The organism is Polaromonas sp. LjRoot131, from assembly GCF_964252805.1.
In the GTDB taxonomy this organism is placed as follows: domain Bacteria; phylum Pseudomonadota; class Gammaproteobacteria; order Burkholderiales; family Burkholderiaceae_C; genus Polaromonas.
In genome coordinates this window covers 1,565,978-1,582,420 of record NZ_CAXUPF020000001.1, presented here as the reverse complement: position 1 = coordinate 1,582,420, position 16,443 = coordinate 1,565,978, and the positions used below count along the sequence as shown (strand labels likewise).

Sequence of the window (16,443 nt, the reverse complement as noted above, 5' to 3'; positions counted from 1 at the left end):
ACTTTGCGCTTCATCATCGTTCCCGGCTGGCGCGACTCCGGTCCCGGCCACTGGCAAAGCCTGTGGGCCGAACGCCTGGGCAATGCGGTGCGCGTGCGGCAGGACGACTGGATCACGCCTTCGCGCAAGGCCTGGGTGGCGGCTATCGCCAACACCATCCAGTTGCAGAACGAGCCGGTGGTCATCGTGGCGCACAGCCTGGGCTGCATCGCGACGGCGCATTTGCCGCCCGAGGCGGCTGAACGCATCCAGGGCGCCTTGCTGGTGGCTCCGGCCGACCCGGAACGCCGCGCCGTCTTGAGCGACTTCGCGCCCGTGCCTTACCAGAAGCTGCCTTACCGCAGCGTGCTGGTGGCCAGCAGCAACGATCCATTCTGTCCGGTGCGCCTGGCCGGCGCTTATGCCCGCGCCTGGGGCAGCGAGTTTGTGCGCCTGCAGGACGCGGGGCACATCAATGTCGAATCGGGCCACGGCGACTGGCCGCTGGGCATTGCCTTGCTGCAGTCCCTGGCCGGTGACGCTTCGCTTTCGGCGCCGCGGCTTGATTTTTCTTCCCCGCAAATCTCTTCCTCTTCTTCTTTCGGATCCCTGGAACCGGCATGACTTCCTCAAAACTCAAAATCGCACTTGCGGCCCTGGCGCTGGCAACAAGCGGTATCTCCCTGGCGCAAACGCAAACACTGCTCAACGGTTCTTACGACGTGGCGCGCGAGTTCTACAAGGACTACAACGCGGCCTTTATCGCCCACTACAAGAAAACCACCGGCAAGGACGTGAAGGTCGACCAGTCTCACGCCGGTTCCAGCGCTGTGGCGCGCTCTGTGGCTGACGGGCTTGATGCCGACGTGGTCACCATGAACACTTCGACCGACGTGGAATTCCTGGCGAATGCCGGTGTGGTCGCCAAGGACTGGGCGAAGAAGTTCCCCGACAACGCATCGCCCACCACCTCGACCATGCTGTTCCTGGTGCGCAACGGCAACCCCAAGGGCATCAAGGACTGGGACGACCTCATCAAGCCCGGCATCCAGGTCATCGTGGTCAATCCCAAGACCGGCGGCAACGGCCGCTACGCCTACCTGGCCGCCTGGGGTTACGCCAAGAAGAAGGGCGCGAGCGACGCGCAGGCCGCCGAATTCGTCGGCAAGTTCTATAAAAACGTGCCGGTGCTGGGCAAGGGCGGGCGCGATGCAACCACCGTGTTCCTGCAGCGCAATATCGGTGACGTGTTGATCACCTTCGAGTCCGAGGTGCTGTCGGTCAATCGGGAATTCGGCGAAGGCAAGGTGGATGCCATCTACCCGACCATCAGCATCCTGGCGGAAAACCCGGTGGCGGTGGTCGAGCGCACCGTGGCCAAGAAGGGCACGGCAGATCTCGCCAAGGCCTACCTGAACTACCTCTATTCGGAAGAAGGCCAGGAGATCGCCGCGCGCCACGCGCTGCGCCCACGCTCACAGGCCGTACTGAAAAAATACGCCAGCACCTTCAAGCCGCTGCAGCTCTTCACGGTGCAGGAAGTCTTCGGCAGCCTCGGTGAAGCGCAAAAAGTGCACTTCAACGACGGCGGCCAGTTCGACAAGCTGTACACCGTCAAATAAGCCTCGCCATGACCGCTTTGTCTTCTGTGGCGCCGCCTTCCGCGGTGGCGCCGGGTGTTCCTGCGGGCAGCAAAAGGGCCGCCAGGCGCGTGCTGCCCGGATTCCGGCTGACGCTGGGCTACACGGTCTTGTACCTGAGCCTGATCGTGCTGATCCCGATCTCGGCGCTGTTCTTCAAGACCTTCACGCTGAGCTGGGAACAGTTCATCACCGCCGTGACCTCGCCGCGCGTGCTGGCGTCTTACCGGCTCACCTTCGGCGCCTCGCTGATCGCGGCGCTGGTCAACCTCGTCTTCGGCCTGCTGCTGGCCTGGGTGCTGGTTCGCTACAAGTTCTTCGGCAAAAAAATCGTCGATGCACTGGTCGACCTGCCTTTTGCGCTGCCAACCGCCGTGGCCGGCATTTCACTGACAGCCCTGCTGGCCGGCAACGGCTGGATAGGCCAGTACCTGGAGCCCATGGGCATCAAGCTGGCCTTCACGCCGGCCGGCGTGGTGATCGCGCTGATCTTCATCGGCCTGCCGTTTGTGGTGCGCACGGTGCAGCCGGTGCTCGAAGATGCCGAGAAGGAGCTCGAGGAAGCCGCCACCTCGCTGGGGGCCACGCGCCTGCAGATCTTCACCAAGGTCATCCTGCCGCACATCACGCCGGCCTTGCTGACCGGCTTTGCCATGGCGTTTGCGCGGGCGATTGGTGAATACGGTTCGGTCATCTTCATCGCCGGCAACATGCCCATGATCTCTGAAATCACGCCGCTCATCATCATCGGCAAGCTGGAGCAGTACGACTATGCCGGCGCCACCGCCGTGGCTGTGGTGATGCTGCTGGTGTCTTTTGTGCTGCTGCTGGTCATCAACGGGCTTCAGGCCTGGCAACGCCGCAATGCGGGAGCTCCAACATGAGTGCGGCTTCCCCCATCAACCGCCGCGTCCGCGCCGGCACCACCGAAGCGCCCTGGGTGCGCTACACGCTGGTCACCGTCGCGTTGCTGTTTGTGCTGCTGTTCCTGGTGCTGCCGCTGGCGGCCGTGTTCACCGAGGCCTTGCGCAAGGGCTTTGGCGCCTACCTTGCCGCGCTGCGCGAGCCTGACGCCTGGTCGGCCATCAAGCTGACCCTGATCGCCGCTGTGATCGCCGTGCCGCTGAACCTGGTGTTCGGTGTGGCCGCGGCCTGGGCGATTGCCAAGTACGAGTTCCGCGGCAAGTCGGTCCTGACGACACTGGTCGACCTGCCGTTCTCGGTCTCGCCCGTGGTGGCTGGCCTGATCTATGTGCTGATCTTCGGCGCGCAGGGCTGGTTTGGCCCCTGGCTGCTGGCGCACGACATCAAGATCATTTTTGCCGTGCCTGGCATCGTGCTGGCCACCGTGTTCGTGACGTTTCCCTTTATCGCGCGCGAGTTGATCCCGCTGATGCAGGCGCAGGGCAACGACGAAGAGCAGGCCGCCATCGTGCTGGGCGCCACCGGCTGGCAGACTTTCTGGCACGTCACGCTGCCCAACATCAAGTGGGGCCTGATCTACGGCGTGATTTTGTGCAATGCGCGGGCCATGGGCGAGTTCGGCGCGGTGTCGGTGGTCTCGGGCCACATCCGCGGGCAGACCAACACACTGCCGCTGCACGTCGAGATCCTTTACAACGAATACCAGTCGGTGGCCGCTTTCGCCGTGGCCTCGCTGCTGGCCATCCTGGCGCTGGTCACGCTGGCCATCAAGTCGGTGGCCGAATGGCGCCATGAGGCCGAGATGAAAGCCGCGGCGGATTTGCCGCCTGAACGGCCGCAGGCCATCGCAGCCGCCCGCTAAAGGAATACACACCATGAGCATCGAAATCCGCAACGTCAGCAAACATTTTGGCGACTTCCAGGCGCTCGGCGACGTCAGCCTGGACATTGAATCGGGCGAACTGGTCGCCTTGCTGGGTCCCTCGGGCTGCGGCAAGACCACCTTGCTGCGCATCATCGCGGGCCTGGAAACCGCCGACCGCGGCAGCATCCTCTTCAGCGGCGAAGACACCACCGACGTGCACGTGCGCGAGCGCCAGGTCGGTTTTGTGTTCCAGCACTACGCGCTGTTTCGCCACATGACGGTGTTCGAGAACGTGGCCTTCGGCCTGCGCGTCAAGCCGCGCGGCCTCAGGCCCAGCGAGGCGCAGATCAAGGAAAAAGTGCACTCGCTGCTCAACCTGGTGCAGTTGGATTGGCTGGCCGACCGCTTTCCCTCGCAGCTGTCGGGCGGCCAGCGCCAGCGCATCGCCCTGGCGCGCGCTCTGGCGGTGGAACCCAAGGTGCTGCTGCTCGACGAGCCCTTCGGCGCCCTCGACGCCAAGGTGCGCAAGGAGTTGCGCCGCTGGCTGCGCCGCCTGCACGATGACCTGCACGTCACCAGCATTTTTGTGACGCACGACCAGGAGGAAGCGCTGGAGGTGGCCGACCGCGTGGTGCTGATGAACGCCGGCAAGGTTGAGCAGATCGGTTCGCCGCAGGAGGTCTGGGACCATCCGGCCAGCCCCTTTGTCTACGGCTTCCTGGGCGACGTCAACCTGTTCCACGGCCGTGCCCATGAGGGCGAGGTGCAGCTCGAAGGCCTGAGGCTCAATTCCCCCGAGCATGCCGGCGCGCAGGACGCCAAGGCCTTTGCCTATGTGCGCCCGCACGACCTGGAAGTGCAGCGTTATGCGCCCGGCGCCGAAGGCATCGTCGCCCACCTGGAGCGCGCCATCGTCATCGGCCCCATCGCGCGGCTGGAACTGATCCCCGCCGAAGGCTACGAGCAAAAAGGCAATGTCCCGGGCGACGCCATCATTGAAGCCCAGATGCCATCGCAGCAGTTCAAGGACATGGGCTTGCGCGAAGGCGACATGCTGGTGGTGACGCCGCGCAAGGCGAGGGTGTTTGTAGAGGGGTAGTTGCGGGAGTGGGGAAGCTGCTTATGCAGATCGAATCTTGCCCGACTTCAACCTATATGCTGCTGCAAACCTTCGACCAGTGCGTCGAAGGTTACACGGCAGCGCGGGCTGTGGCGCAGGTCTTCGTGCATGGTCAGCCAGGTTTCGAGTTTGAAGGACAACTCGCCAGGCAGAACCCGCACCAAAGCGGCATCACGCGCCGCCAGCGCTGCCTGGCACACGCCAATGCCGGCGCCGGCACGTATCAGTGCCAATTGTGCGAGGTCGCTGTCGGTACGCGTGGCAAACGCCGTCCGTTTCCATGCGGGAAAGGCTTTGCGCGCCGAACGCAGGAAGGGTGTCTCTTCGTCAAACCCAATCAACGCATGCTGCGCCAGGTCCGTTGATGACTGCGGCGTGCCGCGCGCGTCCAGGTAGTCGCGGCGTGCGTAGAGACCCAGTTCCACTTCGCCCACGCGGCGAGCGATCAACAGGTCCTGTTTGGGCTGTGTCATTCGCACGGCAATGTCGGCTTCGCGTTGCAGCAGGTCCTGAACGCGGTTGGTCAGCACCAGTTCTATGGTCAGGCCCGGGTGCGTGCGCTGCAGTTGCGCGACGATGGGCGGCAGCACTTCGACACCGATGACTTCGCTCACCGTGACCCGCACCGTGCCGCGCACACCGTCACCCTGGCTCTCGGCGGCGCGGCGCAGGGCGGCTGCGGCGCTGGCCATTTCCTCGGCGAAGGGCCGCAGTTCCAGCGCGGCTTCGGTCGGCGCAAAACCGGTTTGTGAGCGCGTGAACAGCGCCAGGCCGAGCGACTTTTCGAGCGAGGCGACATGGCGCCCGACCGTAGGCTGTGCCACCCCCAAAGACCGTGCCGCACCTGAGAGCGAACCCTCGCGCAGCACCCCTAAAAACGAACGGTAAAGCTCCCAGCCAGCATCTTCTTCCATACAAAAATGTATAGCCGATGCCCTGCTTTAGTCAATTCCATTTTGATGCCCCAGAGCCCAGAATTTCCCCATAACAACTTTTTGGGGAAGTGATATGAGCAGCAAACAAGACAAATCAGGCACCGCACTTGTGCTGGGCGCAACCGGTGGCATCGGCGGTGAAGTCGCGCGGCAATTGGAGGCGGCGGGCTGGCAGGTTCGCGCGCTTCGCCGTGGCGAGCCGCAGCCGGGCGAGCAACGCGGCGGCATCACCTGGCTGCGTGGTGATGCGATGAATTCCGGTGATGTCATGGCTGCAGCACAAGGCTGCGGCGTGATAGTCCACGCAGTCAATCCGCCCGGCTATCGTCGCTGGGGCGAACTGGTGCTGCCCATGCTGGACAACACGATTGCGGCCGCCCGGGCGCAGGGCGCGACCGTCGTGTTGCCCGGCACGGTCTACAACTACGGGCCAGACGCATTTCCCAGCCTCCGGGAGGATTCACCGCAACACCCGCAAACTGCAAAAGGTGCGATTCGCGTGCAGCTCGAGCAGCGGCTCAAAGACGCGACCAGCGACAGTGGCCAGGGTTGCTGCCGGGTGATCGTCGTGCGCGCGGGAGATTTTTTCGGGCCGAGAGCCGGTAACAGCTGGTTCTCGCAAGGCCTGATCCGGCCGGGCGCTCCGGTGCGCAGTGTGAAGCTCCCCGGCAAACCCGGCGTCGGTCACCAATGGGCTTATTTGCCGGATGTGGCGCGTACCATGGTCGCCTTGCTGGCACGGCGTGACGTTCTGCCCGCATTTGCAACCTTCCATATGAACGGCCAGTGGGACGCTGACGGCCGCCAACTGGCTGAAGCGATCTGCCGTGTCGTCGCACGGCGCGGTGGCCCTCGGCCGTCCATCAAATCCTTTCCCTGGTGGGCGGTGACGCTGGCCGCGCCCTTTGTTGAGACCCTGCGCGAGCTGCGTCGGATGCGCTACCTCTGGAACACGCCGGTACGCATGGACAATGCCTCCCTGGTGGCGGCGCTCGGTGCGGAGCCGCACACGCCGCTAGACATTGCGGTGAAGGAAACATTGCAAGGGCTGGGCTGCCTTGGTAAGCCAAGCTCAGCCTTTTGAGGTCGTCAAACGCTTTCGGTTAGGCGAGGTCGACTTGGGGGTGCGTCCTGGCTACTGGCTCGTGCCGAACCTCAGTGCCGACCTGGCGCGCGCCCGTTCGGCTTCCACTTCCCGATTGCGCGGTTCGGCGTTGGTTACCAATGTCCGGATCAGAACTCGTGCCGAGGCCGCTACCTCTTCCACAGCGCGATCAAACGCGGCCTCGTTAGCCTTGGATGGCACGTTGAAGCCGCTGAGCTTTCGGACAAACTGCAGCGAAGCGTCGCGGATTTCCAGCTCCGTGGCCGGCGGTTCGAAGTTGAAGAGGGTTTTGATGTTGCGGCACATGGCGGCTCCTTGAGGCGAAAGACCGGGAAATCATTCCACGGCGCATTTTGCCGCCAACCGCAGCCCTTCGCCCGCTTGTCCGACCTACTCAGCAGGCCTGATCACGACCGACTCAGCCGAAGCCACAAAGGGCCCGTGGTAAACCGCCTCGATGTTGTTGCCGTCCGGATCCAGCACAAAGGCGGCGTAGTAACCCGGGTGGTATTTCCGTTCGCCCGGCGCGCCGTTGTCCGTGCCTCCGGCGGCCAGGGCCGCTTCGTAAAAAGCTTTGACCTCCGCGTGGTCCTTGGCCCGGAAGGCCAGATGGACGTGCGAGGTCGGGCCGTCGGCCTGGTCCATCCACAGTTCGTCAGCCGAAAAATGGTCGTCGGCTTCCTGGATGGCGCTTTCCTTGTTCAGTGACTTGAGTACGGCGCGGTAAAAGCGCTTGCTGGCCGCCAGGTCATGGGCGCGCAGGTGGACATGGTCTATGAGGCGCCCGCGGTGTATTTCCATGGTGAGCTTCCTTGTTAGGGAGTGAAGGATCTGTTCAGCGGATGACGCCGGGCATCAGGGCTTCGGCGATCGCGATGTGGTTGCCGTCGGGGTCGGTGATCATCACCGTGCGGACCTTGTCGCTGGAGGTTTTCTGGCTGGTGTCTATGCCCAGTTTTTCCAGGTGCTCGATTTCCGGTTCCAGGTCGTTGACGGCCAGGGTCAGCGAGCCTTCGCCGGCGCGTTCGGGCAGTTCATAGACCTGCAGGCCGCCGCCGCGCTGGAACTGCCATTCGCCGACTTCGGGCATGGGGCGGCTGGCTTTGGCGTCCAGCAGTTTTTCGTACCAGGGCAGGGACGTGGCCAGGTTGCGGACGGCGACGCTGGCGAGGGCGTTTTGCACCATCATGATGGGTCTCCGGGAGTTTGCGGTCCTGAAAATCTACGCCCGCCGGGGCGCCCCTGCTGTAGGACAAATGCTGGCAAATAATGCTGAAGAGGCAGCGAAGATTTTGTCCCGCATGAATCATGCAAGGGAACTTATCCCGCCCCGAACGCCCGAACCCCTGGACCATTCATAATCCACCCAGAAAAAAGAGGGACCCTGATGTTTTTGACCTATTTCGACGCCATGCCGCGCCGCCTGCTGGTGCTGGTCGCCGCGGCCTGTGTGGGCATGCTGGCTTTTGGCCTTTACCTGCAGCATGTCGTCGGGCTGGAGCCGTGCCCCATGTGCATCGTGCAGCGTTACGCGCTGGTGCTGGTGGCGGTGGTGGCGGCAGTGACCGCCATCGCCAAAAGTCGCGGCTTCCTGATGGCCGGTTCGGGCCTGATGGTGTTGCTGGCCGGCTTTGGCGCTTTTGTCGCGGCGCGCCAGAGTTTCCTGCAGTGGTACCCGCCTGAAATCGCCTCTTGCGGCCGCGATTTTTACGGAATGATCGAAACCTTTCCGCTCAAGCGCGCTATTCCCATGATCTTCAAGGGCAGCGGCGATTGCACCAAGATCGACTGGACCTTTCTGGGCGGCTCGATTGCCAACTGGTCCTTTGTCTGCTTTGTGGTGATTGCATTGGTGGGCCTGCTGTTGATCGCCCGCCTCGCGCGCAGGCGCTAGACCCACCGGAATCACCTGGATCACGCGATGGTCAGGCCACCGTCCAGGATGAACTCACTGCCGACGGCATAAGTTGATTCATCCGAGGCCAGGAACACCACGGCCTTGGCGATTTCCACGGGCGAGCCGAAGCGGTGCAGCGGGATCACGGCCGTCAAGCCATCCTTCATTTGCTGCAGCGCGTCGGCCGGCATGCCCAGCTTGCCGTAGATGGGCGTTGTCACCGTGCCCGGGCTGACGGTGTTAAGCCGTATGCCCCTGGTAGCCAGTTCCCCGGACAGCGTTTTGGCCAGTGAGATCAAGCCGGCCTTGGTTGCCGAATAGACGCTGGAGGCTGGCATGCCCAGGTGTGCATTCACCGAGCCGTTGAAGATGACCGAAGCCGGGTTCGCGAAAGTGCCCAGCAAAGCCTGCAGCAAAAAGAAGGGCCCTTTGAAATTGACGGCCATGGAACGGTCAAACGCCGCCTCGTCCCAGGCTTCAAGCGGCATGAAAACCCCTATGCCCGCATTGATGAAGGCCACGTCGAGCAGCCCGAACGCATCGCGCACCTGCTGCGCCAGTTTGGCCTGCGCCTGAAGGTCGCCCGCGTCGGTTTGCGAGAAGAGGGCATCGCCGCCTAGTTGCCGGCGTGCCTCAGCCAATGATTCGTCGCTGGAGCCGGTCACCATGACACGCGCGCCTTCGGCCAGAAACTGTTTGGCCGTTTCAAGGCCTATACCCGAGGTGCCGCCTGTCACCAGCGCGCGTTTGCTGTGCAATCTGTTCATCAAAATTTTCCTGGAATGTGAGGTAGCAAGTACCGGTATTCCAAGAGTAGGCCTGGCGGGCATTCAGGGCTCGCCGGTTCCGGACATGCGTTTGTGGTTCGCCGGCGCTAGCCAGACGTTCACGAAAGAGGGGATATCTGGCGCTTACCCGAACCACTCGGCCAGCTTCTTTTGGGTTTCTTCCCGGACCGTGTCATCGATGTGCAGGCCCACCATCCCGAACGCGGCGGCCAGTACCCCCAGGTCATCGACGTAGCCGACAACCGGCGTGATGTCGGGAATGGCATCGACCGGTGAGATGAAGTAGACCAGTGCGCTGTAGATCACGGTCCGGGCCCATGCCGGCGTATCCGGCCGCTGCGCGGCGTAATAGAGCCACAGGGCCTTCTCAATGACGTTGCGCCCGGCGCGCAGGGCGAAGTTCTTCACTTTTTCCCAAAAATTTGCATCGAAATATGCACGGGCTTCCATGGTTCGTCCTTGTGTTTTGGTAGGGCCAGGCTTGCCGTTGGTGCCTGGTTCATCAGCGCTCCTGAAACCCCCCGAGTGAGCCGACAAACCGGGGAAGACAAATTTACTGCTGCGACGCTGCACAAGCCATTACGGGGGATTACGCGGCTTCTTCCGGGAAATCAGGATAGGGCCAAGGTGGGTTATCCCGGCGGATGTGGGGTTTTGCTGGCACGGGGGCCGATCACCTTCTATACTGTATATAAATACAGTCATTGGTCTTACCTGATTTGAGCCTGCCCCATGCTTTCCCCGATTCCTGCAGACCGTGCTTCGCCGGACCTGGGCAGCCTGTCCCAGGTCTGGCGCGCTGGCGAGCTGGGCAGTGCGAGCCTGCAGACCGTCGGCACCGGCTATGCAGGGCTTGACCAGGTGCTGCCCGGGGGCGGCTGGCCGCAGGGGGCCTTGATCGAGTTGCTGCAGCCCCAGGCGGGCGTGCATGAATGGGGCCTGGTGGCGCCGGCGCTGGCGGCCCTGCAGGCAGAGGCGCCCGGCGGACTCACCGTGCTGGTGGGCGCGCCCTGGCTGCCCTTTGGCCCCGCGCTGGGTGCGCGCCGGCTCAACATGCAGCGATTGCTCAGCGTGTACGGCAAGCCCGGCGATGCGCCCTCACTGCTCTGGGCCACGCGCGAAGCCCTGCAATGCGCCGACGTGCACTGCGTGCTGGCCTGGCTGCCCGATGCGCGCAGCGCGCACCTGCGCCGCCTGCAGATAGCCGCGCATTCACACAACAAGCTGTTGTTTGTTTTTCGCCCGCCGCGGGCGCAGCAGGAGTCGTCGCCCGCCCCGCTGCGCCTGCTGGCCGAAGGCACCGTGAACGAAGCCGGCAACCTGCTGGTGCATGTACTCAAGCGCCGCGGCCCGCCGCTGGCTGCGCCGCTGCTGCTGGACACCCGGCCGGCCCGGCTGGCCGCGCTGCTGGCGGCCAGCCGCGAAAGGGCGCGGCGCCAGCGCGAAGAGGCCGGTATTCCCCTGCTGCTGCCTTCGCTGGTGTCGCTTCCCCTCAGTTCACCCCGGAGTCCCATCCATGCGCTGCTGGATCGCATTGCACATCTCGACCATCACTGAGTCGGGCGCCGAGGGCCGGCCGGTGCTGGATGCCGCCGCGGTGCAGCGCACGGTGGCCAGCCTGGCGCTGGGCCTGACGCCGCGCGTGGCGCTGGTCGACGAGGCGGTGCTGATGGACGTGACGGGCAGCCTGCGCCTCTTCGGCGGGCTGGCGCGGTTGATGCAACTGCTGGCGCAGCGCCTGGCCGCTTTTTTTGACGAGAACGGGCTGCAGGCCGAAGTGGCAAGGGCGCAGGGCGCGACCTCGCTGATCGCGCTGGGCCGCTTGCGGCAACAGAGGGAGCAGGAACAAGGCCGCGCCGCCGGCGTGAAAAAGCGCGTCGCCGACTTGCCCATGCACACCTTGACGGCCGTCCGCCCGCACCTGGGTGTGCTCGAGCGCGTAGGCTGCCGCACCTGGGACGACCTGCTGCGCCTGCCGCGCGACGGCGTGGCCCGGCGCTTCGGCGCCGAGCTGTTGCAGGCGCTGGACCGCGCCCGCGGCAGCGCGCCCGACGACTATGAGTGGCTGGTACTGCCCGAGCACTTCGAGGAAAAGCTCGAGCTCAATGCGCTGGTCACCCATGCCCCCGCGCTGATGGCCGGCGTGGATCGGCTGCTGGTGCACCTGCATGCCTGGCTGCTGGGCCGCCAGAGCGGGCTCTGCGCCCTCAAAATCACCTGGCACCTGGACAAGCGCCGCGACGTGCCGCCCACCGGTGAGCTCGAAATCCGCACGGCCCAGCCCGCGCAAGACCTGCGCCACGTGGCGCGCCTTATCGCCGAGCACCTGGCGCAGCAAAAACTGCCGGCACCGGTGCACAGCCTGACCTTGCAATCGCTGGCTACCGAGTTGCTGGCCGACTCGGCCGCCGCCACCGGCAGCCTGCTGATGGAAGCGCGCAAGCAGGGCGACAGCGTGGTGGAACTGGTCGAGCGCCTGAGTGCCCGCCTGGGCGATGCGCGGGTGCAGGCCTGGCAGCCTTGCGCGGACCACCGGCCCGAACTGATGCAGCGCTGGGTGCCGGCCCGGGGCGTGATGGCATCGATCAGCGCGCAGCTGAATCCCGCCCGGCCCGGCCGCAAGCGTTCAAAAGCGGTGTCAAACACCTCGCTCCCTGAAACCAGAACCGAAGCCCTGTACCCGGCCTGGTTGCTCCCCGAGCCCATCAAGCTCGCCACCGCCGGCAACAACCCGGTCTACCAGGGCCGGCTGCGCCGCCTGGCCGGGCCGCAGCGGCTGGAGGCCGCCGAATGGCTGCTGGCCGACAGCGAGGCCGCGCGCGGCGCCGGTTTGTCTGAAAAGCCGTGGGCGTTGCGCGACTACTTCATCTACCGCAGCGAGCAGGGCGGCCTGCTCTGGGTTTACAGCGAGCGCCTGGGCGCCACCCCCGAAGCCGCGCGGCAGCGCGCCTGGTACCTGCACGGTTTTTTTGCCTGAGGCCGCACGCATGTCCGTCCACGCACTGCCCGATTACGCCGAGCTGCATGCGCTGAGCAACTTCAGCTTCCAGCGCGGCGCCTCGCATGCCGAGGAACTGGCCGAGCGGGCCTCCGAGCTGGGCTACCAGGCGCTGGCCGTCACCGACGAATGCTCGGTCGCCGGTGTCGTGAAGGCGCATGAGGCGGCTCGGGCCCACGGGCTCAAGCTGCTGCCGGGGGCGGAATTCCTGGTGCAGGCGGCTTATGCCTTCAGGCTGGTGGTGCTGCCGCGCAATGCTGCGGGCTGGGGCAACCTCTGCGAGTTCATCACCGAAGCGCGCCGGGCCGGCGATGAGATCGAAAAGGGCAGCTACCGCGTCGCGCTGGCTGAAACCGATTTTTCGCGGCTGGCCGATTGTGAAATCCTGCTCTCGCCTTTGCCCGATGCCATTGATGTCCAGGCGCTGGCCGCGCACGCGGCCTGGGCGGTCGGGTTGTTCGGCCCGGGCGCCTGGCTGGCCGTCGAACTGCAGCAGGGCCTGGACGACGCGCTGCGCCTGCAGCAGCTGCAGGACGTGGCGGCGCGCACCGGCATCCGCCTGGTGGCGGCCGGCAACGTGCTGATGCACAAGCGCTCGCGCAAGCCGCTGCACGACGTGATGACGGCCATCAAGCTGGGCCGGCCGGTGCATGAATGCGGCTTTGCGTTGCAGGCCAATGCCGAGGCGCATCTGCGCCCGCGCATGCGGCTGGCCGGCATTTACCCGGCCGCGCTGCTGCGCGCCACGCTGGAGGTGGCGGCGCGCTGCCGGTTCAACCTCGACGAGATCCGCGACCTGTACCGCTACCCCCGGGACGACATGGTGCCGCCGGCCGAGACGCCGGCGCGCTGGCTCAGGCGGCTGACCTGGCAAGGGGCCCACACATGCTATCCGCGCGGCATTCCCCACAAGATCCGCAGGCAGCTGGGCTTCGAACTGGCGCTGATCGAAGAACTGGAATACGAGATGTTCTTCATCACCGTGCACGACATCGTGCGATTTGCAAGACAAGAGGGAATCCTGTGCCAGGGCCGCGGCTCGGCGGCCAATTCGGCAGTATGTTTCTGCCTGGGCGTCACGGCCATCAACCCGGCGGAAAGCAAGCTGCTGTTCGAGCGTTTCATCAGCCGCGAACGCCGCGAGCCGCCCGACATTGACGTGGACTTCGAGCACGAGCGGCGCGAAGAGGTCATCCAGTACATCTACGGCAAATACGGCCACGACCGCGCCGCCATCGCCGCCACCATCATCAGCTACCGCCCGCGCAGCGCGATCCGCGACGTCGGCAAGGCGCTGGCGATGGAGCCCGAGCTGATAGACCAGTTCGCCAAAGAGCATTTCTGGTTTGACGGCAGCGAGGTGCTGCAAGAAAAGATCCGCCAGGCCGGCCTGGCGGGCAGGGAAGGGCCGGTATTGCAGTGGCTGGACCTGTCGGCGCAGCTGATCGGCTTTCCGCGCCACCTGAGCCAGCATGTGGGCGGCTTTGTGCTCACGCAGGGCAAGCTCACGCGGCTGGTGCCGGTGCAGCCGGCCTCCATGGTGGATCGCCGCATCATCCAGTGGGACAAGGACGATCTCGAGGCCATGGGCCTGCTCAAGGTCGACGTGCTGGCACTGGGCATGCTGTCGGCCATACGGCGCTGCCTGGCGCTGGTGAACCAGGTGCGCGGCAGCCAGTTGGAGATGCACCAGGTCAAGCCGGACGAAAAAACCTACGACATGATTTGCGAGGCCGACACGGTGGGCGTGTTCCAGATCGAGAGCCGCGCGCAGATGTCCATGCTGCCGCGGCTGCAACCGCGCAGCTACTACGACCTGGTCGTCGAGGTCGCCATCGTGCGGCCCGGCCCCATCCAGGGCGGCATGGTCCACCCCTACCTGAAGAACCGCGAAGCCCTGAGGCGTGGCGAAACAATCGTTCCCGAGTACCCGGCGCTCAATCCGGCCCTGGAGCGCACGCTGGGCATCCCGATTTTCCAGGAGCAGGTCATGCAGATTGCGATGATCGCGGCCGACTTCACGCCCGGCGAGGCCGACGACCTGCGCCGCTCCATGGCGGCCTGGAAGCGCAAGGGCGGGGTCGAGCGTTTTCACGGCCGCCTGGTCCAGGCCATGGTCAAGAATGGCTACAGCGCCGAATTCGCCGAACGCATCTTCAGCCAGATCCTCGGTTTCGGCGACTACGGCTTTCCCGAAAGCCATGCCGCCAGCTTCGCCAAGCTGGTCTATGTGAGCTGCTGGTTCAAATGCCACGAACCGGCCTGCTTCCTGGCGGCCATGGTCAATTCGCAGCCCATGGGGTTTTACACACCCTCGCAGCTGGTGCAGGACGCCATTCGCCATCAAGTGGAAGTGCGCCCCATCGACGTGATGCACAGCCACTGGGACTGCACGCTGGAGCCTGAGGGTTTGCTGCCCCAGGGTGTCCAGCCGGCGGTGCGCCTGGGCCTGCGCCTGGTGGCCGGCCTGCGCGAAGACGCCGTGACCCGCCTGGTGGCGGCGCGGGCGCAAGCACCTTTCACCTCGACCGAAGACCTGGTGTCGCGCGCCGGGCTGGGCACGCTCGAAATCAACGCGCTGGCCGCCGCCGATGCCTTGTTGCCACTGTCGGGCCACAGGCGCCAGCAGGTGTGGGACGCCTCGGCCATCAAGCCGGCGCCGCGCCTGCTCAAGTCCGTGCCCACGCATGAGACGCCGCTGGCACTGCCCGACACGCCCGAAGGCGAGAACATTTTGTTCGACTACCAGGCTACCGGCCTCACGCTGCGGCGCCACCCGGTCGCGCTGCTGCGCGAGAGGCTGGCGCGCAAGGGCCTGCTGAGCGCGAGTGAGCTCAATACCCTGCCCGACGGCGAAGAGGTGGCCGGTTGCGGCATCGTCACCGTGCGCCAGCAGCCGCAAACCGCCAAGGGCACCGTCTTCGTCACGCTGGAGGACGAGACCGGCCCGGTCAACGTGATCGTCTGGAAGTCCCTGCGCGAAGCCCAGCGCGCCGAACTGCTGCATTCGCGCCTGCTGGCGGTCTACGGCGTGTGGCAGCGCAGCGAGGAAAGCGGCACCGCCAAAGGCTACGGCGCGGTGCGCAACCTGGTGGCGCACCGGCTGGAAGACCTCACGCCGCTGCTGGGGCGGCTGGGGACTTCCAGCCGCGATTTCCATTGACACCTTGCGAATATCCACATTCGCTGTGGGTTAAATCAGGCGAGCGTTTCAGCCCGCTATGTTCGATAACGAACACATGAAACGCTGCCAAACGCCTACACTGGCAGGTGATGCAAGACCCTTCCCGGTAGTGCCCCGACGCCAACCCGACTGGGACTTTCCTGATGGCCATTTCCGCCCACGCCACCGCTTCCAAATCCCTGCCCCGCGACAACCAGTTGCTGGCAGCCCTTCCCGCGGCCGAGCTCAAGCGCTGGCTGCCGCAGCTCGAATGGGTCGAAATGCCGCTGGGCCATGTGGTCTATGAGTCGGGCAAGGTACAAAGCCACGTTTACTTTCCGGCGACGGCCATCGTGTCGCTGCTCTACGTGCTCGAGAACGGCGCATCCGCCGAGATCGCTGTGGTCGGCAATGAAGGCCTGGTCGGTGTATCCCTGTTCATGGGGGGTGGGTCCACACCCAGCCGGGCGGTCGTGCAAAGCGCGGGCCAGGGCTTCCGGCTGAGTGCCCACGCGATGAAAGAGGAGTTCGACCGCGCCGGGCCGGTGCTGCATTTGCTGCTGCGCTATACGCAGGCGCTGATTACGCAGATGGCGCAGACCGCCGTCTGTAACCGCCACCATTCACTCGACCAGCAACTGTGCCGCTGGCTGCTGCTGAGCATGGACCGCCTGCAGGGCAGCGAACTCGTCATGACGCAGGAACTGATCGCCAACATGCTGGGCGTGCGCCGTGAAGGCGTGACCGAGGGGGCCGCCAAATTGCAGCAGGCCGGGCTCATCAAATATTCGCGCGGGCGCATTTCAGTGCTGGACCGTCCGGGTCTGGAGAAACGTACCTGCGAGTGTTATGCGGTGGTCAAAAAAGAATACGACCGCCTTCTGCCCGAGAGAAAAACCGTTTAGTTGCGCTCGCATGATGGCTTTGTGTCCTGACGAACAGGCAGGCCACTCCCGTTCCTATAGACTCAGGCACCTGCCAAAACTGCCATCGACAGCAGCCGGGCCGTGACGCAGCCTCCCGCCCCGG

General features: G+C 64.9%; 17 protein-coding genes. 11 read left to right on the top strand and 6 right to left on the bottom strand.

All coding sequences use genetic code 11. The annotated features are described in order from the left end of the window. Window positions 1-3 precede the first annotated feature (3 nt). The 5 genes from ACSQ27_RS07385 to ACSQ27_RS07365 are packed head-to-tail and all read left to right on the top strand — an operon-like array spanning window position 4 to window position 4,507. Window positions 4-603 carry an RBBP9/YdeN family alpha/beta hydrolase gene (locus ACSQ27_RS07385; RefSeq protein WP_436154808.1) on the top strand — a complete coding sequence of 200 codons (600 nt, stop codon included), beginning with the start codon at window positions 4-6 and terminating at the stop codon, window positions 601-603. Then, complete coding sequence (locus ACSQ27_RS07380) at window positions 600-1,601, top strand: sulfate ABC transporter substrate-binding protein (RefSeq protein WP_436154807.1); 1,002 nt, start codon at window positions 600-602, stop codon at window positions 1,599-1,601. The genes ACSQ27_RS07385 and ACSQ27_RS07380 overlap by 4 nt, the downstream gene beginning before the upstream one ends. Before the next feature lie 8 nt (window positions 1,602-1,609). Beyond that, window positions 1,610-2,503, top strand: a complete 894-nt coding sequence (gene cysT, locus ACSQ27_RS07375) for a sulfate ABC transporter permease subunit CysT (RefSeq protein ID WP_436154806.1) — start codon at window positions 1,610-1,612, stop codon at window positions 2,501-2,503. Continuing rightward, window positions 2,500-3,405, top strand: a complete 906-nt coding sequence (cysW, locus tag ACSQ27_RS07370; protein WP_436154805.1) for a sulfate ABC transporter permease subunit CysW — start codon at window positions 2,500-2,502, stop codon at window positions 3,403-3,405. The genes cysT and cysW overlap by 4 nt, the downstream gene beginning before the upstream one ends. A gap of 13 nt (window positions 3,406-3,418) precedes the next feature. After that, window positions 3,419-4,507 (top strand): sulfate/molybdate ABC transporter ATP-binding protein, encoded by a 1,089-nt coding sequence (locus tag ACSQ27_RS07365; protein WP_436154804.1) that lies wholly within the window; start codon window positions 3,419-3,421, stop codon window positions 4,505-4,507. A gap of 47 nt (window positions 4,508-4,554) precedes the next feature. On the opposite strand, the gene ACSQ27_RS07360 is transcribed toward ACSQ27_RS07365, so the two are convergent. Then, entirely contained in the window at window positions 4,555-5,442 is an 888-nt protein-coding gene (locus ACSQ27_RS07360) for a LysR family transcriptional regulator (RefSeq protein WP_436154803.1), read from the bottom strand. Window positions 5,443-5,536: 94 nt separating this feature from the next. Between ACSQ27_RS07360 and ACSQ27_RS07355 the strand changes: the two genes are divergently transcribed. Beyond that, complete coding sequence (locus ACSQ27_RS07355; protein ID WP_436154802.1) at window positions 5,537-6,547, top strand: NAD-dependent epimerase/dehydratase family protein; 1,011 nt, start codon at window positions 5,537-5,539, stop codon at window positions 6,545-6,547. A gap of 51 nt (window positions 6,548-6,598) precedes the next feature. Here the strand turns inward: ACSQ27_RS07355 and ACSQ27_RS07350 are convergent, their stop codons facing one another. From ACSQ27_RS07350 to ACSQ27_RS07340, 3 genes are all read right to left on the bottom strand, one after another. Then, on the bottom strand, window positions 6,599-6,874 hold the full coding sequence (locus ACSQ27_RS07350) for a DUF2277 domain-containing protein (RefSeq protein WP_436154801.1): 276 nt from the start codon (window positions 6,872-6,874) through the stop codon (window positions 6,599-6,601). Between the two features lie 84 nt (window positions 6,875-6,958). Then, on the bottom strand, window positions 6,959-7,369 hold the full coding sequence (locus ACSQ27_RS07345; protein WP_436154800.1) for a VOC family protein: 411 nt from the start codon (window positions 7,367-7,369) through the stop codon (window positions 6,959-6,961). A 34-nt stretch (window positions 7,370-7,403) separates the two neighbouring features. Further along, on the bottom strand, window positions 7,404-7,757 hold the full coding sequence (locus ACSQ27_RS07340) for a VOC family protein (RefSeq protein ID WP_436154799.1): 354 nt from the start codon (window positions 7,755-7,757) through the stop codon (window positions 7,404-7,406). A 198-nt stretch (window positions 7,758-7,955) separates the two neighbouring features. Between ACSQ27_RS07340 and ACSQ27_RS07335 the strand changes: the two genes are divergently transcribed. Then, window positions 7,956-8,462 (top strand): disulfide bond formation protein B, encoded by a 507-nt coding sequence (locus ACSQ27_RS07335; RefSeq protein ID WP_436154798.1) that lies wholly within the window; start codon window positions 7,956-7,958, stop codon window positions 8,460-8,462. 20 nt (window positions 8,463-8,482) lie between these two features. Here the strand turns inward: ACSQ27_RS07335 and ACSQ27_RS07330 are convergent, their stop codons facing one another. Both ACSQ27_RS07330 and ACSQ27_RS07325 read right to left on the bottom strand, forming a co-directional pair. Beyond that, a complete protein-coding gene (locus tag ACSQ27_RS07330) occupies window positions 8,483-9,232 on the bottom strand; it encodes an SDR family oxidoreductase (RefSeq protein WP_436154797.1) in 750 nt (249 codons plus the stop codon). A gap of 144 nt (window positions 9,233-9,376) precedes the next feature. Beyond that, window positions 9,377-9,703: a YkvA family protein gene (locus ACSQ27_RS07325; RefSeq protein WP_436154796.1), complete on the bottom strand. Its 327-nt coding sequence runs from the start codon at window positions 9,701-9,703 to the stop codon at window positions 9,377-9,379. 282 nt (window positions 9,704-9,985) lie between these two features. On the opposite strand from ACSQ27_RS07325, the gene imuA reads away from it, so the two are divergent. From imuA to ACSQ27_RS07305, 4 genes are all read left to right on the top strand, one after another. Beyond that, window positions 9,986-10,810, top strand: coding sequence for a translesion DNA synthesis-associated protein ImuA (imuA, locus tag ACSQ27_RS07320; RefSeq protein WP_436154795.1), 825 nt, complete (start codon window positions 9,986-9,988; stop codon window positions 10,808-10,810). After that, complete coding sequence (locus ACSQ27_RS07315) at window positions 10,770-12,230, top strand: Y-family DNA polymerase (protein WP_436154794.1); 1,461 nt, start codon at window positions 10,770-10,772, stop codon at window positions 12,228-12,230. The genes imuA and ACSQ27_RS07315 overlap by 41 nt, the downstream gene beginning before the upstream one ends. A 10-nt stretch (window positions 12,231-12,240) precedes the next feature. Beyond that, window positions 12,241-15,414, top strand: coding sequence for an error-prone DNA polymerase (locus tag ACSQ27_RS07310; protein ID WP_436154793.1), 3,174 nt, complete (start codon window positions 12,241-12,243; stop codon window positions 15,412-15,414). Between the two features lie 164 nt (window positions 15,415-15,578). Beyond that, a complete protein-coding gene (locus ACSQ27_RS07305) occupies window positions 15,579-16,319 on the top strand; it encodes a Crp/Fnr family transcriptional regulator (protein WP_436154792.1) in 741 nt (246 codons plus the stop codon). Window positions 16,320-16,443 lie beyond the last annotated feature (124 nt).

Bases quoted from the DNA above. Each gene is read 5' to 3' on its own strand.
- ACSQ27_RS07380 (WP_436154807.1), top strand. From the start codon at position 600: ATGACTTCCTCAAAACTCAAAATCGCACTTGCGGCCCTGGCGCTGGCA.
- cysT (WP_436154806.1), top strand. From the start codon at position 1,610: ATGACCGCTTTGTCTTCTGTGGCGCCGCCTTCCGCGGTGGCGCCGGGT.
- cysW (WP_436154805.1), top strand. From the start codon at position 2,500: ATGAGTGCGGCTTCCCCCATCAACCGCCGCGTCCGCGCCGGCACCACC.
- ACSQ27_RS07365 (WP_436154804.1), top strand. From the start codon at position 3,419: ATGAGCATCGAAATCCGCAACGTCAGCAAACATTTTGGCGACTTCCAG.
- ACSQ27_RS07360 (WP_436154803.1), bottom strand. From the start codon at position 5,442: ATGGAAGAAGATGCTGGCTGGGAGCTTTACCGTTCGTTTTTAGGGGTG.
- ACSQ27_RS07355 (WP_436154802.1), top strand. From the start codon at position 5,537: ATGAGCAGCAAACAAGACAAATCAGGCACCGCACTTGTGCTGGGCGCA.
- ACSQ27_RS07350 (WP_436154801.1), bottom strand. From the start codon at position 6,874: ATGTGCCGCAACATCAAAACCCTCTTCAACTTCGAACCGCCGGCCACG.
- ACSQ27_RS07345 (WP_436154800.1), bottom strand. From the start codon at position 7,369: ATGGAAATACACCGCGGGCGCCTCATAGACCATGTCCACCTGCGCGCC.
- ACSQ27_RS07340 (WP_436154799.1), bottom strand. From the start codon at position 7,757: ATGATGGTGCAAAACGCCCTCGCCAGCGTCGCCGTCCGCAACCTGGCC.
- ACSQ27_RS07335 (WP_436154798.1), top strand. From the start codon at position 7,956: ATGTTTTTGACCTATTTCGACGCCATGCCGCGCCGCCTGCTGGTGCTG.
- ACSQ27_RS07330 (WP_436154797.1), bottom strand. From the start codon at position 9,232: ATGAACAGATTGCACAGCAAACGCGCGCTGGTGACAGGCGGCACCTCG.
- ACSQ27_RS07325 (WP_436154796.1), bottom strand. From the start codon at position 9,703: ATGGAAGCCCGTGCATATTTCGATGCAAATTTTTGGGAAAAAGTGAAG.
- imuA (WP_436154795.1), top strand. From the start codon at position 9,986: ATGCTTTCCCCGATTCCTGCAGACCGTGCTTCGCCGGACCTGGGCAGC.
- ACSQ27_RS07315 (WP_436154794.1), top strand. From the start codon at position 10,770: ATGCGCTGCTGGATCGCATTGCACATCTCGACCATCACTGAGTCGGGC.
- ACSQ27_RS07310 (WP_436154793.1), top strand. From the start codon at position 12,241: ATGTCCGTCCACGCACTGCCCGATTACGCCGAGCTGCATGCGCTGAGC.
- ACSQ27_RS07305 (WP_436154792.1), top strand. From the start codon at position 15,579: ATGGCCATTTCCGCCCACGCCACCGCTTCCAAATCCCTGCCCCGCGAC.